General features: G+C 59.2%; 5 protein-coding genes. All 5 read left to right on the top strand.

Annotation, left to right across the window (positions count from 1 at the left end; genetic code table 11):
- The first annotated feature begins 52 nt into the window (after positions 1-52).
- From J3U87_RS04905 to J3U87_RS04885, 5 genes are read left to right on the top strand one after another with little or no spacing between them, the layout of a single operon-like run.
- Positions 53-3,352 (top strand): tubulin-like doman-containing protein, encoded by a 3,300-nt coding sequence (locus J3U87_RS04905; RefSeq protein ID WP_237381915.1) that lies wholly within the window; start codon positions 53-55, stop codon positions 3,350-3,352.
- 2 nt (positions 3,353-3,354) lie between these two features.
- A complete protein-coding gene (locus J3U87_RS04900; RefSeq protein ID WP_237381914.1) occupies positions 3,355-7,755 on the top strand; it encodes a serine/threonine-protein kinase in 4,401 nt (1,466 codons plus the stop codon).
- Positions 7,756-7,759: 4 nt separating this feature from the next.
- Positions 7,760-8,680, top strand: coding sequence for a bZIP transcription factor (locus tag J3U87_RS04895; RefSeq protein WP_237381913.1), 921 nt, complete (start codon positions 7,760-7,762; stop codon positions 8,678-8,680).
- A 12-nt stretch (positions 8,681-8,692) separates the two neighbouring features.
- Positions 8,693-12,286, top strand: a complete 3,594-nt coding sequence (locus tag J3U87_RS04890; RefSeq protein WP_237381912.1) for a coiled-coil domain-containing protein — start codon at positions 8,693-8,695, stop codon at positions 12,284-12,286.
- Entirely contained in the window at positions 12,279-13,151 is an 873-nt protein-coding gene (locus J3U87_RS04885; RefSeq protein ID WP_237381911.1) for a metallophosphoesterase family protein, read from the top strand. Before J3U87_RS04890 ends, J3U87_RS04885 begins: the two co-directional genes overlap by 8 nt.
- Positions 13,152-13,233: the final 82 nt, after the last annotated feature.

Raw genomic sequence — 13,233 nt, 5'->3', positions numbered from 1 at the left:
TGCCGGTTTCCAAGAAGAGATCGCAGAACCGAACGATCGCCAAGGAGTTTGTATGTCTAGACCCACACTGGTCATCGGCCTGGGTGGCACCGGTCAATGGGTGCTCACCTATATCAAGAAAGAACTGCTGGAAGAGGGACAGGGTACCCTTCCGAAGGAGGTCAAACTGCTGGCCTTCGATACCGCACCCCAGATGACGGAATCCTCGCCCAAGCCTCGCGAGGAAGAGCCCATCGTGGTGGAAGGGGTTCGCCTGGATGCGGGCGAGTTCCGGCACATGGGCGGCAACATCCAAAACATCGTGCGCGAAATCGTGACCGAATCCGCCCATCCGCACATCGCCAAGTGGTTGCAGGCCAAAACCTATCTGACCAGCTTGCCGGCCGCGGCCTACGACCTGGAGGAAGGCGCCGGTCAGATGAGGCCCTTCGGCCGCATGGCCGTATTCAAGAGCCTCGAGGCCAGCCCCACCTCGTCCCATTTGTTTTCCTCCATCCAGGAGGCGCTTCAATCGATTCGCGCCGAGGTGCACGAACGCGGTTCGATGGAGATCGCGATCGTGGCGTCGCTCTCCGGGGGAACCGGGTCCGGCATGGCGATCGACGTGGCCCACCTGACCCGAACCATCGCCCGCGATACCTTGGGTGACCGGTTCACCATGCGTGGCTTTTTCGTCCTCCCGGCGGCGTTTCAAAGTACCTTCGCCGGGGGCAACGATCTGGGGATGAAGGCCCGCGCATTTGCCACCCTGCGGGAACTGAGCCGGTTTCTGACCGTGTTCGGTGACCGTGCATACCCCATGGACTACAACCTCAATGCGGCGTTCAGCGAACTGCGCGAACCGGTTCGCCAGCGCTTGTTCGACCTCTGTTACCTGGTCGATGCCGGCCGGGAAAAAAATCCGCTGGAAACGGTCGACGCCAAATACGGCGTCTACCCCTCCCTGGCCGACGCGATTCTGACCTTCATCGACGACCATGCCGGCAAGGACCAGGCGACACATGCGACCAACGTCATGCAGAAGTTGAATCGAAACGACTGCACCGCCTATTTCAGTACCCTGGGCACCTACGCCTTCAAATTACCGCTCAACGACATCATCGAGCAGCACGCCTGCACCCTCGCCCTGGAGTTCCTGGTCACGCTCACCTCTCCCGAGATGGACGTGTCCGGCAATCCCAAGCGGCTCGCCGACAACGAAAACCGCGAACGGGATCACGCGAGCGGTGCGGACGAGGCCCGAGAGTTCATGAACAACCCACGTACGGCGGAGGGCGCACGCGGCACCCTGTACCTTCGAGAAGTCCTCACCATCCTGGATCAGGGTGGTGACCGCTCGTCCGTGTTGGTCGAGCAGGAAGCCAGTCGCGAGACGCTGGATTTGCTGCGGAAAATCGAACCCGACATGAACGACGCCGATTTTTCGGACGTCCGCCTGGAAGTGAGCGCCATGCTCATCGACAATCGCCTTCGCCAGAAGGTCAAGACGTCGAAGGAACTCAAACGCAAGCCCAATCTCGACTACGACCGCATCATCCGCGAGGTGGACCACTACCGGGCCGAGTACCTGGGGCGAACCGGTGACGACGGGCTCGCGCGCGGCGGCAAGTTTCGTCAGGCTTTGGAACGCTATCGCGGCATCCAGAAGCTGCGGTTCTCCCAGTGCCTGACGCACCAATGCCTCGAACTCCTCAACGGCACCGGCGATGCCGAACCGCGCATCGCCCGGGGCGGCAAGCTGGGCTACGGCTTGGCTTTTCTGAGGGAACTCACCAGGAGCCTGGAACGCTACGGCCTGTTTCTCGGTGCCGTCAGGCAATACCGCGGCGGGATCGGCGCCCTGGACCGCTTGCGGCACGAGGCGCAAGCCTCGCGCGCCCAAATGACGCGCGACAAGGAGAAGTTCGGTTTCCTGGAACGCTCGGGCTTCACCTCTCAAACGGCCTACCTCGCCGCCGCCGAGGCCCTGCTCGAAGCCGAAAAACAGGAACTCCTCTGGGACATGGTCGGCCTGGTTACGGAAGACCTTCTCGAAGTCACCAACGACCTTTTGGCCGCCTTCAAAAACTGGAGCACCTCCCTGGTGCTCGGAGACCACCAGACGACCTCGATCTACGCCCGCATTCAAGCGGCTCGTCATCGCGTCATCGCCCGTCGCGAGCATGCGGCGAAGTTGGCGCCGGTCCAACGGGAAATCACCAACAAGGCCTACGAAGAATTGCTGTACCGTCGACGGGCCGATGACTACCTGGACCAACTGCTCCGCAAGAGTCACTGGTCGATCGATGTTGATCGAGGCGAGGTGATGCTCCACGTCGGCCGGCAACCGTTTCGAGGCGAGAAACATCGACACTTGGACTCCATCGAGGCCCGCGCACGCCTCCTCCTCGACATCACCAAGGATGCCTTCGAAACCCTGGCCCAAGAAGAAACCGTGGCCAAGCGCCTCATGGACCAAACCCCGGATGACGTGGCCGACGCCTTCCACCTTCACGGCAGCCCCCTGCTTCGCCTGCGCCGCACACCGCCGCACATGGAGCCGGCCAACTACCTTTCGATCCAGTGCGGCCGGATCGAGGGCGATGCACCTTTTTTCGAACAGGTTGCCTTGGGCGTTCGGCGTCACAGCGGTGCCAAAAAGGACGACGCCCAGTTGACCTCCTGCGGCAATACCTACAAGGCCACCCTGGTCAACACCCAGGACGTGATCGAATTGCCGTCATTGGCACTCTATGAAGAACTGAAAAAAGCCTACATGGAGTACCCGGCCAACCGCACCCTGCTCCACAACTTCCCGGCCGAAGTCCACGCGGTCCACTACGAAGATCGGTTGCAGGAACGCAACAAGAGCAGGCGGACCTTCTCCACACGCATCACCTTCATTCTGGAGCACCGTCCCTGGGTCCGTCACTTTTTGCGTGCCCTGGTCTACGGCCTCATCGTGCGCGACAAGGACGACGAGGGCCTGCCGCTCTATGCGCTGAAGATGCCGGAAACCGAGTTTCGGGGCATGCGATTCGGCGCCAAACACGTATGGTTGACCCAACCCCAGGAACGGATGCCGGATCTGTTCGAAGCCATCGACACCTTCGTCTTCAAACGCAACGATTGCCGTTGCGGCGGTTTGCACGCCCCCAACACGCCGATTGAGGAAAACCACCTGAAAGGCATTTTGCTGGCTCGGGAAGCGGAATCCGGAGACGAGGCGGCCAACATCGAGCGTATCCACCAATTTTTGGACGAGTCACTCGGCGGCTACCTGCAACGGATGGAACAGGGTTTGAAAACCGACCTCGAAGACCTGTTCCATTTGATGCTGGCCGATGAAGTCGAGCGCTTGGCGCTGGTTTGACCATGCAGCAGACCACCGCATCCCCCAAAGCCCTCGCCGATCGTCAACCCAGTGAACGGGCATCCGCCTCGTTCGCCATCAAGGCGGGCACGACGATCTCGACCACCCGAAACACCTATCGCGTGACCCAACCGCTCGGTCTGCCCGGAGCGACGGCGGTCGTGTTCCACGTCGTCGATTCCCAGGACCGCGCCTATGCCCTCAAATGCAGCAAACCGGACTTGGATCACGCCCTCAAATCGACCTTTCTCACCGAGATCCAAACCCTGCGCCACTTCGAACAGGTGGAGACCCGGCGCAGGAGCCGCCATATCCCACGGGTGATCGACGAGGGCACCCTCGCGTATCCCGCGAAACCCGGAGAAGCCGCCACTCCCCTCCCCTTTTTCGTGATGACCCTCGCGCCGGGGATGGCGCTCGACGACACCCTGACCCAGCGCCGGCTAAAGCCTTTCGACGAACGCGAAGTGCTGCGGATCGGAAGGCAGTTGGCCGACGTGTTGGAGATGCTGCACGGTGACCTACAGGCCAGTTACTCGGACATGAAGTTGGGCAACCTGTTCTGGCACGAGGGCCACTTGACGGTCATCGACTGGAACGTCTTGAACAAAAAGGACTTGGAGCAAGGCAATCGGGAAGATTTCCTGCGCATGGGCAACTACCTGCACCAATTGCTCACGGGTGTACCGCTGCCGATTTGCCGCACGAACGACGGGCGTCGGCAATTGGAAAACCAAGCCTACCTCGAAGCCGCACCCTTCCGTAACCTGACGGTGGGAACCCAAGGCATCGTCACGGCCCTGGTGGTCGGGAACCCCGACCAACCGCCTCGCGACACACACCCGGGCGAGATCCAATCACGGATCGACCGTCACCTGGAACGGCTGGACCTCGCGATGACCGATCCCGAGCGGCTCATGATCCAGGCGCGGCGGGACAAGGCGCACAAGCAACTGCACGACGCCCATCTGGCACTGGATGTCCTGAGCAAACGGCAGCATCCGGAGCTTTTCTCCAGTGCGCAACAGCTCGAAGTGATCCAGGCCTTGCAGGACGTGCGCGATGAACTGAGCCGGAACCAGCGGACCCATTTCGCCAGCGCCATGTCCCGGCTGCGCACGGGGCATACGCGCAAAGCGATGGAGGACTTCAAGTTGGCCCTCGCGGAAGAACCCGAGAACACGGAGGTCCGGCTCTACGCGGTCGCCACCCAAAACAACGTGCTCCATTCTTCCAAGCTCACGGCACCCTTCGAGGACTTCATCAAATCCATCATCGACGCCACTTTGGATGGCGATTTCGACACGGCGTCGATGCACATTCAAAACCTGCCGGCAGAGGCACTTCCCGTCTTTCGCCCCCTGCAACGGGAAATCGAATTCCTGAACGTTCAGGGGCGGGTTCAATCGCACATTGCCGAAAATCAATTGACCCAGGCCTTGGACGCGCTTTCGGCTTTTCCGGTGGAAACGCACCAGGAGAATCCGAATTTGGATCACCTTCCACCCTTGGAGGAAAAACGAAACGATCTTCAGGCACGCCTGAACCGGCTCGTTCGGTGTTGGGAAAATGGCACGAAGGCATTGTCGCGGGGTCATTGGCAGGAGGCGAGCGAGCATTTCGCGAAAACGTTACGCGACGACGACTTTCACGCCCACGCCAAGGCCTGTTTGGCGCAGAGCGTCCTCGGTTGTTACCTGGAACGGAAATCGAGAGAAGATCGCTACGACGAAATCCACGAACACCTGCAACGCGGCCTGGTTCAAGAGCCGGTGAAACGTATGTTCGAAACGCGAACGGCGGAACATCTTCGCGCCCGATTGGCGATGATGATCGAAGCGAACCAACCACTGTCCGACCTGGAGGCTGCTTGGCACCAGTTGACGTGTTACCCGGAACATAGGCCCGAACATGCGGAAAAAAATGCGGCCCTGTCAAGACGTTTGGCCCAGCTCGCCGAACGGGAAGCGGAAGCGTGCATCGAGTGCCTTCGCGCCCATCCCACCAGCGACGCGTTTCAACAGAACGATGAAGCGCTGAGCCGCCTGCCTTTTCTCGAAGGGAACAAGCTGGAGTCGTTTCGGACCACGCTCAGAGATTGGGCCCAAGCCATCGAACGCACCTACATCGAACTGTCCCATCGACCCCTATGGCAAAGAGCGGAAACGCTGCAGGAACTCCTGAAACGGCCGGTTTTCGATCACTGGGTCTACGAGGGCGAAACCAGCGCGGCCATTCGCGCCCGCCTCGACGCGCTTCTCGCTCGCGAACGCGAAGCGATCCGGAAGGCAAGATCGGCGTTTCGACAACACCCGGACATCGGCGAGCACACCTGCGCCGACGCGCTCGCCGACATCGATGCGAAGGGATGGGCCGCCCTTGAAGAGGGCGCGGCGTGGCAGGAGGAATTGTTCCAGGTGAAGGAAGCCCTACACTTCCTGGCCCATCCACCGGAGATGCTGTCGCTGGACCAGCTCGAAGCCGCCAAGACCCACCGCGCCCTCCTTTCGAAAGCGACGGTCAACCCACTCTCGGATGCACACAACGCATCGGTCGCCAATCTGGAGTGGACGTTTCTGGATCACTACTTCCAAAAGGAACGACCCGACGATTTCCTGGAACGGACGACACAAAAGCTCGAGGCCTATCTGGAAATCGGTGAGGTCATCGAAAGTGACGCGGCCAAAGCCCGCCTCCAGGAACGAACGCGGGCGTTACGACAGGTGATCGACTTCAATACGGCGATCGAGAAAGCTTCGCGTGCCCAGGTGAAACCGAATCAATCCGCGTTAAAAAAAGAAATTCTTCAGAGAACTCAGCGACAGGATTTGATTTCTCAGCTATGCGACACGGTTTGGATCGACCCTCGAACCGAAACCCTGGAATCATCTCTAAAACACCGGTTCAAGTCGTCATGGAATGCCATCTACTACAGAACTTCGGCGAAGATACGACAGCTTCATGCCGAGACCATCAACAGGACGCTTGGGGAATTCGAGAACCTGATCCAAGAAAACGAGGCTCCTGCCCGTCAGTTCCAATCGGACTGCGAGGCCCAGTACGAATACTATCTCCTCTTGAAAGCACTGGCGCCGCACCTCGAAAACCTCGAGCATGACCGATCCGATTTAGCCGCCGTGCTGTCGATCGATTGGTTGGCCGATTACCTTGCCGGCCATCATCTTCAGGTCCGCAACCGGGATGGGACGCCCAAGAGCATCGCCTCTCTTCTTTCGGAATTGCAGGCCCGTTCACTCGATCGCCCTGTCTTGCAGTGGTTTTTCGAATACTTGAAGTGGGAGCAGTCCTACGTCGAGGCGCTCATGCAGACCGACGAGGATCCGGAGACCGTGTTGCGCACCATCGAACGGTTTGGTTATGACCAGAGGGCTCAGTGCCTTCGCGATCGATGCGACCTGGCCATTGCGGTTCACAAGTTGGTCGATGACCACGGCTATCGAAGCGAATCCGACTCCCCCGTGCGATACCACAGGCTTCAGCAGCTCCGGGAAGATTTGGAACGCGAACGGGAACGGATTCGCAAAAGCCAGGGTCCTCCCTCGCTGCTGGCCAAGGTCGAGCGGCGTATCCAGGAGCTCCAGGAGGAACGCCGGAACACGTTGGACAAATGGGCTTCCCATCTCACCATGAGGAAACAGAACGTCTTCGAGGCTTTGAGCCAGGATCCGCTTTCGGTCCCCTGCGAAGAAGTGGCGCAACTGAAAACCGATATCGAGGAATTGAACGGCCTGGCTTCGGAACGCGCGACATCCCTGATGGCCGGCCTGCCGAAACTCTCCAAGCTCGCGGACAGGTCGACCAAAGACCTGCAGCGCAAAGTGAACCGCATTCAGTACCTCGTCATGCAGGACTACCTGGAAACGGGAAAGGTCCGCCCCTACCTCGAAATCGAAATGACCTACAGCGGGATCGAACCAAACGCCACCCAATCCTATCTCGAAAAGGCGAAACGAGCTTATCAGGAGCTCCAGGATGCCTGTAGGCGCGAAACGAATCCTCTAAATTCGTTACTTACCATTCAAAGAACACATGGCGACTTTCCCGAACTCCATCAAAAGCTGTTTATTGAGCACCTCAGAGAAAAAATCAAAAAAAACAAGCTGAATTTACAAAATCTTTTTCTCAGTTGTGCCGCCGATCCAAAAGGGTACAAGTTGCGTTGTCTTGCGGAAGCGTTGAAATCCGAATGTCGCTCGGAGCTGAGATCGAGAACGCCGACCGCGTTCACCAGAACCATAATTTCAAGCTTGGAACACTGTCTAAATCAAGCCAATGACCATGGCCTACACATCCTTTTCAACATTCATGCAACGGTTACGCGTCTGGTTGAATTCGGCTTCCACTACCCCAAAGAGAAAGTATCATCCACCGATAGGAAATGATGTCATGACAAGCATGCAACACCAGTATTGGTCCCAGGTCCGAAAGAGCTTGGAAAGGGGTCAAACCCATCAAGCGCTCGCCACGCTGTTCGAAGAGGTTCAGGCGAATCAACGTCGAAGGCCACTCGGCGATGTGGAACGCGAAAACATTCGCCATGCGTTTTCACAAAGAAGCTCGCGCACGGCAGACTTGCCGAAGAACCCCATGCTCCTGGCCATCCTGATCCCCCTGGCGATCGCGATCGTGGCGCTCATGGGTTTCAGCGTCAAACTTTTCATCGACCAAGTCTCTCAAGCATCGCAACACATTGCAGGGCAACCAGGCCCGCATGGGCAACAGGATCCGGTAGGACTGGCGTTGCACCGGGAAAACGAGAACCTGACACACGAGATCTCTCGACTGAGGAACGAAAACGCACGACTGCAAGAGAAGAACGAACAGCTCGAAACCGAGCGTCGCAACATGGACAATACCCCTCCCTCACCAGCCGAGATTCTGACCGCCGTCGCCGCACGAGATTCGGTAATCGCCACGGAATTCTCGGGGTTCGCCAAGGTAAACGAGCAATGGATCTGGTTCAACTATCACGACCCAATTCAAAAGGGAGCCTCGGCATACCAGGCGGTAAATCGGATTACCTATCGAGAACCAGGTTACGCAATTCGCTCGGAACCCAAATTGGAAGATCAATACATAGTGAACACCACTAAGGGTAAATTCAACTTCAGCATCTCGGATCTCGAAATCATCCCAGATAAAAAATTTATATTTTCAAAAATTACCAATAGTACACATGATCCATTCAATAACCGCTGGGTCTTTTTTGGGAAATACACAAACGACAAATTCAAATTAAATTGTGAACCGACGCTTAATGCTTCCTCATCTCAATCCCTACTATTTAAAACATCGCCAAACCAATAAAAGGAGCGTGCCATGGCCCCCCATCCTCACGTACAAGAACCGCTGGTGCAGGCCGATGATTTGTTGGCCAAGGGTCAATTTCACGAGGCGAGAACCGCGCTGGAGGATCTGCCCGACAGTCCCGAAAAACGCGATCTCGAACAGCGCCTGGCAAAAGCGGTCAACCGTTCGCTCCGCGAGATCATGGATCGATTTCGCGATACCATCGCGGCGGGAGATTTTCAGACGGCGCGTTCCTGCATCGACCAGGCCCGCTTCCTCGCACCTCGCGATACCGAGGTTCAGGCCGCCGCCGCCGACCTCTACGAAAGGGAAGTTGCCCACCGAAGGCACAAGGCGTGGGCCGAAAAGCGCGATCACGCCGTCACCCTGCTCGATCACGGCGCCAAGTCCTTGGAGAACGTGGAACAGGCCCGCCAACTTCTGGAGGAGTTGAGTACCGATCCCGAGTCCGGGCCCCAGATCGGGGAACTCCTGGAACGGGCCAATGCCGAACGGGCCCAAATCAAGAAGATGCTGGGCCAACTCGCGACCCTCGACGAAGCGAAACGGTTCACCGATGCGCTGCGCATGGTGGACCAAATGATCGAGCGCCAGCTCACCGAAATCACCGATTCCGATGGCAATACCCACGACATCTATGCCTATCGAGGCAAGCTGGAAGGCCGCGCCGCCGATGTCGCGGAACAGAAAGCCGGCGACAAGATCGAGAAGGCGCGTCAATGCGAGAAAGAAAATCCGCATCTCGCCTTGACCTACATTCAAAAGGCGCTCGAGCTGCCCTATCTTCCCGATAAAAAAATCGATCAATTGCAAAGCATCAAAGACCGACTCGACCTGGCGATCCACGAGCGTGAACGGGTGAACGACCGAATGCAGGAAGCCCTGCGCTTGATGAACGAGCACAACGAATTCCAGCGGGCGGCCTTCATCCTCGAAGAGATATCGGTCAGCCATCCTCACATGGAGCAGGCGACCTATTACCTGGAGCGGGCCCGAGGCCTGGAGCAACGCCGGCTGCTGGATCATCTACGCCAGAGCGTCGTTCGGGCCCAGACCGATCTGCGCCGCGCCCAACTGGAACAAGCGAAAACGGGACTCCAACACGTTTTGGAGCAGTTGTCGACGCTCGAAGAAAACGAGCAGGCAACGGCACTTCACCACCGTTGCAACGAGCTGTTGGACGAAATCTACCGTCGCGAGGATGTGGCCGAAGCGGTTCGGAACGCGGCGGCACGGTTGGAACGATTGCTGGCCTCCAAAGATCTGGACCATGCCAAGACCCTGTTGGAACGGCTCGATCGCGAGGTGCGCGAAAACCCGACCATTCACGACCTCGAAATCCAACTGGTCCAGCAACAGGGATTCCATCAAAACATGGAACTGGCCCGCCACGCGTTCCGAGAAGGCCGCCTGGAAAACGCCCGGGAACAGATCGCGATCCTGAGCGAGCGATGGCCAGGTAACGGAGATGTCGAGGCGCTGTCGCAAAACGTGGAGGCCGCTTCCCAGTTCCAGGCGGGCTGCGAAGCCTTCGAAGCCGGTCGTTTCCAGAACGCGCGCCTGGCCTTCGAGCGCGTGTGTGCCCTGAACGCGCGACACCGCGAGGAAGCGGCATCCTATCTGGGCAGGCTCACCCAATTGGAAGGCCAGGAGGAGGAAGCGAGAGCCCTGCACGAGGAGATCCAGCTCCTGGACGAGCGCGGTCTCTTGGGACAGGCCCTGGCGCGCTTGGAAAGCGAACCCTTGAAGCCCTCTTCGTATCGCGACCGCCTGGTCCGGCTCAAGGTCGATCTCCACGATCGTTATCGCGCCCAACTGGTTACCCGGCTGGAAACGATTTTGGCGAACCGGGATTTCGAAGATGCGGCCGAAGTCCTGGAACAATTGACGGACCTTTCGGGCACCGAAGAACGCAACCTGGTCCACCGCGTTCGATTGGAGCACGCCGTATTCCGGGCCGAGCAGGCCGCCCAGAGCGGTGACTGGACCGCGGCGATCACCCACTGGGAGGCCGCTCGCAAACTGAACCATCGCGATGAACACATCGCCAACAGTTTGGCCCACGCCCACCTTCGACTCGCGTTCGAACACGCCGCCGTCGAGACCGATCCCGAACGCGAACTGCACGTGCTGGAGCCCCTGTTCCGCGCACAAAAACCGAACCTCGAATTGGATCGCAGGTTGCTCGAATTGTACTTCCGCACCGACAAGCGGCACCGCGCCAGAGAGATCGCCCGCATGCGCCAGAACGCGGGTGGTTCCCTGGAGGCCATCGCCAAAACCGCCCTGGCGTTGTGCCGAGATTTGGACGAGGTCGAAGACATGTACGCCAAAGGCGCGATTCGAGCCGCGCTCGAACGGCTCCAACAGGCAGGGCGCGGTCACGAATGCTTCGGCGAGGCGGTTCAGCAACGGTATCGGGATTTCCAGGCCGAAGCCGTTCGGCGCCTGGCCTCGGATATCGAGGACTTGGAGATCCGTCGTGAATCGGTGGTGACCCTCCTCGCGAAATATACCGAACTCACGCGCATCGATCCGGACCTGCAGGAGCCGCGCGAACGGCTCGGCGCCCTGCTTGTTCGCTTCGACGCCCATGTGCAGGAACTCATCCAGCGGGCCGTCCGTCTCGAACGCGAGGAACCGGGGTTGGACGAACTGGAGGACATGGCCGAACAAATCCGCCAAGCCCTCGGTCAGGCCAAGGAAGCCCAAAAAACGAAGCTGATGGCCCAACTTCACAAGATCGATCAGCGCATCAACGGCCTGAAAATGTTCGAACACAAAATGAAGATGGTCGAGGGATACCTGGAGGAAGCCAAGGAAACCGGTGACGATTCGGCCGTGGATCGGCTGTTCGCGGAGGCCGTTCAATACGTCAAGTATCACCATCACCGCGTCCAATCCATGAAACGCCGGATCCAACAGGTTCGGGAGCAGCGCCAAAAGGTGCACGATTCGGCGGCCGCCCTGGCCACCGCCTTTGCCGAACACGACTTCGCGGAAGTCTCCCGACTCGTTCAGGAACTGTTCAACCTGGACCCCAACGACGACTACCACGCCCGCCGCACCGTCGGCAGGCTCCGAGATCGGTTTGCCAATCGCACCCTCAAATTGGCCGAGCTGGGCGCCTGGGCCGAACAACGGTTGGCCAACCTGGAAATGCTGCGTGCCTGGCACCGGCAGTCCGCTCCGGACCTGGACGACCTGCTGGGCCGAGAGGCGCACTTGCGCAAGGAGCAGGAACAGAAGCGCGACCACCTGGCGCTCGCAAAAGGCCTCAAGGACCTTGCCGATGAAGCCGAACGGCGACTGCTCAACCTTGCCGAGCCTCCGGAACCGGCAACCTCCGAACCGGCACGAGCCCTCGTGGACGACATCCACCACGGCCGCACCCTGTTGGAGGCCCATCGGAAAAAGTGGCAATCCGAGAGCGACGCCTGTCTGATGCACTACGAACGGCTGGAAGATCTTCTCGCACGGGCCGGAGACGCCATCGACAGGCGGCATCTGAGCGAGGCGGGCGCCTTGGTCCTCCAGGGCCTCGAGCTCGACCCCTTCAACAAACACCTCCTGTACTACAAGCGGGTGATCGAACATGCCTAAAATCGGACTGATCAGCGATGTCCACGGCAATTATCAAGCGCTCGAGGCCGTGGTGGACCACGCCGAAGCCCAGGATGTCGATACCTTTTGGTTTCTGGGCGATGCCGTGAACTACGGGCCGGAATCCCATCGGTGCCTGAACCTGCTCGAAGAAATCGTCGATCCCGACCATTGGATCTTGGGCAATCACGACCAGGCCGCCCTTCTGGTGCATGGGCTGGCCGGGACCATTCCGGAGCGCATTCGAACCCATCGCGACGCCCTGGGCTTTTTCATCGCCGATGACGAGGCCATGCTACAAAGCCTGGCGGTCACGGTGGAGCAGATGCAGCTCCTCGCCACGAACGCGCCGATCTTCGGCGATCAGCCCGAATACCTGCGCGACGGAGATTGCGTGCTCGTACACGGTGGTTTTCGCAGCGACCGTCTCACCCGCACCTATACCCGTTATCCGGACGACGCCTTGTTGGAGCTGCAGGCACTGAAATCGCGATTCGGTCGGGACCTGCCACGCCTGATGATCGCGGGACACACCCACATTCCGCTCTGCTACGCCCTGACCGATGTTTCAGGGGATCCCCAAGTGGAAAAATTCGACTTGGCACGCAACCCGATCTCTCTGGAAGCACCATTCCACGTGATCAATCCAGGCAGCGTCGGTCAACCGCGCAACGGTAACCCCAATGCCGCCTATGCCACCCTGGAAACCGAGTCGACCCGAAACCCCGCGAGACCTTTCGTTTTGGGAAATCGCGCCACCCTGCATTTCCACGACGTGCCCTATGCCATCGAGAAGACCCAGGCCCGCATGGCGCGCTTCCAACTCCCGCCAAAATACGCCCATCGCCTCGAAACCGGGCGTTAGTCCGATCCCCGTCGGGACGAGGAACCGCCTCGGCCCTCGACGCGTTCGGCCCGCTCGGCTCCTCGCCACGGAGCATCCCCTT

The organism is Sulfidibacter corallicola, from assembly GCF_017498545.1.
Classification (GTDB): domain Bacteria; phylum Acidobacteriota; class Holophagae; order Acanthopleuribacterales; family Acanthopleuribacteraceae; genus Sulfidibacter; species Sulfidibacter corallicola.
Note: the sequence above shows the minus strand (reverse complement) of the source record. Positions and strands in the feature narration are given on the sequence as shown.

Excerpts from the sequence above, each read along its gene's own strand:
- J3U87_RS04905 (WP_237381915.1), top strand. The coding sequence starts at position 53 with ATGTCTAGACCCACACTGGTCATCGGCCTGGGTGGCACCGGTCAATGG.
- J3U87_RS04900 (WP_237381914.1), top strand. The coding sequence starts at position 3,355 with ATGCAGCAGACCACCGCATCCCCCAAAGCCCTCGCCGATCGTCAACCC.
- J3U87_RS04895 (WP_237381913.1), top strand. The coding sequence starts at position 7,760 with ATGACAAGCATGCAACACCAGTATTGGTCCCAGGTCCGAAAGAGCTTG.
- J3U87_RS04890 (WP_237381912.1), top strand. The coding sequence starts at position 8,693 with ATGGCCCCCCATCCTCACGTACAAGAACCGCTGGTGCAGGCCGATGAT.
- J3U87_RS04885 (WP_237381911.1), top strand. The coding sequence starts at position 12,279 with ATGCCTAAAATCGGACTGATCAGCGATGTCCACGGCAATTATCAAGCG.